Source organism: Gordonia sp. i37 (genome assembly GCF_002043085.1).
Classification (GTDB): domain Bacteria; phylum Actinomycetota; class Actinomycetes; order Mycobacteriales; family Mycobacteriaceae; genus Gordonia; species Gordonia polyisoprenivorans.
The window spans coordinates 1-2,642 of the sequence record NZ_MVPX01000271.1; the positions used below are offsets into that span (position 1 = coordinate 1).

3 protein-coding genes and 1 pseudogene are annotated in these 2,642 nt (G+C 69.0%); all 4 read right to left on the reverse strand.

Annotated features, from left to right (window positions below):
- The coding region (locus B1964_RS13350; RefSeq protein ID WP_253193992.1) for a Mur ligase family protein at positions 1-696 on the reverse strand (696 nt) is incomplete at its 3' end.
- Between the two features lie 4 nt (positions 697-700).
- Positions 701-1,798: a phospho-N-acetylmuramoyl-pentapeptide-transferase gene (mraY, locus tag B1964_RS13355; RefSeq protein ID WP_006370506.1), complete on the reverse strand. Its 1,098-nt coding sequence runs from the start codon at positions 1,796-1,798 to the stop codon at positions 701-703.
- Between the two features lie 16 nt (positions 1,799-1,814).
- On the reverse strand, positions 1,815-2,411 hold the full coding sequence (locus tag B1964_RS13360) for a UDP-N-acetylmuramoyl-tripeptide--D-alanyl-D-alanine ligase (protein WP_079930108.1): 597 nt from the start codon (positions 2,409-2,411) through the stop codon (positions 1,815-1,817).
- Positions 2,408-2,642: pseudogene (locus tag B1964_RS13365) on the reverse strand (UDP-N-acetylmuramoyl-L-alanyl-D-glutamate--2,6-diaminopimelate ligase); the annotation flags it as partial. The pseudogene B1964_RS13365 and the gene B1964_RS13360, both read right to left, overlap by 4 nt.

Genomic DNA, 2,642 nt, shown 5'->3' on the forward strand with positions numbered 1-2,642 from the left:
GACGACCCCGTGCAGGGCGATCTGCTTGGCCTGCGCATAGGCGTCGAAGGACCCGTGCCAGTCGAGGTGATCGTCGGCGACGTTCAGCACGACACCGGCACTCGGCGCGATCGACGGTGCCCAATACAGCTGGAATGACGAGAGTTCTGCGCAGAGCACGTCGACGCGGGGCCTCTCGGCCATGGCGTCGAGCACCGGGAGCCCGATGTTGCCGCACGCTGCGCAGGCACGCCCGGACGCGGCGACGATGTCGGCGAGCATCGAGGTCGTCGTCGTCTTCCCGTTGGTGCCGGTGACGACCAGCCAGGTACGCGGGGGTCCGTAGATGCCGGCTGCGTCGAGTTGCCAGGCGAGTTCGACCTCACCCCAGATGGGGAGGCCTGCGGCGCGTGCGGTGGCGGGGAGCGGGTGGTCGGGAGCGAAGCCCGGCGACACGATGACCAGGTCGGTGCGTTCCGCCCAGGTCGGATCGGCGAGTAGGTCGGCGACGGCGATCAGCCGAGCCCCGCGGTCGACCATGGCCGAGGCCCCGGCGATGGCGCCCACCCCCGCGGTGGTGACGCGGTCGTCGGCGATGGTGACCTGCGCGCCCAGATCGAGCAGATGACGTGCCGCCGACATCCCGGCCGACCCGCCACCGGCGACGAGCACCGACCGGCCCGGCAGCGGTGCCCCGGAGTGGGGCGTCGCACTCATCGTCTCAGCCCTTGACGGCCAGGAATTCGCCGTAGAACAGCGAGAGCCCCAGCGCACAGGCGATGGCCGTCAACAGCCAGAACCGGATGATCACCGTCGTCTCCGCCCAACCACCGAGCTCGAAGTGGTGGTGGAACGGCGCCATCCGGAACACCCGTCGTCCGGTGGTCCGGAAGAACGCGATCTGGATGACCACCGACACGATCTCGGCGACGAACAGGGCACCGATCACGACGGCGAGCAACTCGGTGCGGGTGGTGATGGACAGTCCGGCGAGCATGCCACCGAGCGCCAGTGACCCGGTGTCGCCCATGAAGATCTTGGCCGGTGCGGCATTCCACCAGAGGAACCCCAGGCAGGCTCCGCCACCGGCGACCGCGATCAGCGCCAGATCCAGCGGATCGCGCACGTTGTAGCAACCCTGGGGGATGTCGTTGGCCGGCTTCGCCCCGCCCGAGCAGGCGTTGACGAACTGGAAGAAGGCCACCAGCACGTAGGAGCCGAGCACCATCGCCATCGAGCCGGCGGCCAGGCCGTCGAGGCCGTCGGTGAAATTGACGGCGTTCGACCACGCGGCGACCACCAGCCAGACGAAGACGACGAAGGCCACCGACACCATCGAGATCGCGTCGATGTCGCGGACGTAGGACAGGTACGGTCCGGCCGGGGTGAGACCGGCGTTGTTACGGAACTGCAGCACCAGGATGCCGAACAGGATCGCGGCGATGAACTGCCCGATCGATTTGGCGGTCTTGTTGAGTCCCAGGTTGCGATGCTTACGGATCTTGATGAAGTCGTCGAGGAATCCGACACCGCCCAATGCCGTTGCGAGCCCGAGCACGAGCAATCCCGATGCGCTCGGCCCGGCGTCGGAGTCCATGAACACCCCGGCCAGGTGGGCACCGAAATAACCGGCCCACAAGGCGATCAGGATCGCGACGCCGCCCATGGACGGGGTGCCTCGTTTGGTCTGGTGGCTCTGCGGGCCCTCGACCCGGATCTCCTGACCGAAGCCCTGCCGCGAGAACAACCGGATCAGCAACGGGGTGAGCATGATCGACACCGCCACCGCGATGGCCCCCGCGATGAGGATCTGGGTCACCTGAACGTCCTCGCCTTCATTCGTTCGCTCCTGCGTTCGGGGTGTCCGGCCGCTCTGCCCGCCCCGCCTGCTCTGTCTTCTCGGCTTGCGTTGTCGTCTCGGCCTGCAGCGTCCGCAGTGTCACCGGGTGATGACACGCGTCCTGGATGAATGCGGCGATCCCGCCGGCCGGGGCCCCCACCGCCCACAGGACGGTGTCGCCCGGCTGCGGTCGCCACTGCGGCTCGTCGACGAACAGGTCGACGAGCTCCTCGAAGCCCTGGACCTGACGCACCTCGTCACCCCAGGACCCCTCCATCACGGTGCCTTGATGCAGAGCGCGCACGGCCCTGCCAGACCCTACGCACAACACCTTGTCCACGGCGAGACGCACCGCGAGTCGGCCCACCCGGTCGTGTTCGACGGCCCGGTGGTTCTCGTCGTCGCGGTCGGGGCCGTCGACGAGGAGTTCGCCGATGATCGCCCACGTGCGCCGGTCTCGCCCGTCGCCCGTATCGCCCGCACCCGCTCGCCGAGCCCGATCGGCCGACTCGACGAGTGTCCGCAACCCCGATGTGACGTCATCGATCCGCGCGGGTATCGCGGTGGCGAGCACGGTCAGCTCAGCGCTCACCGGCGTGCCTCTCGGCCCGCCGGCTGCTCGGTGGCGCCACCGGCGATCTGGTCCAGGGCCTCGCCCAGCACCACGCGGTCGTCGAAGGGGTGCTTCACGCCGTCGATCTCCTGACCCGCCTCATGTCCCTTGCCGGCGACCAGGATCACGTCGCCGGGCTGCGCCCATTCGACGGCGGCGGTGATGGCCGCCCGCCGATCCCCGATCTCGCGGTGATCGGCACCGGCGGGG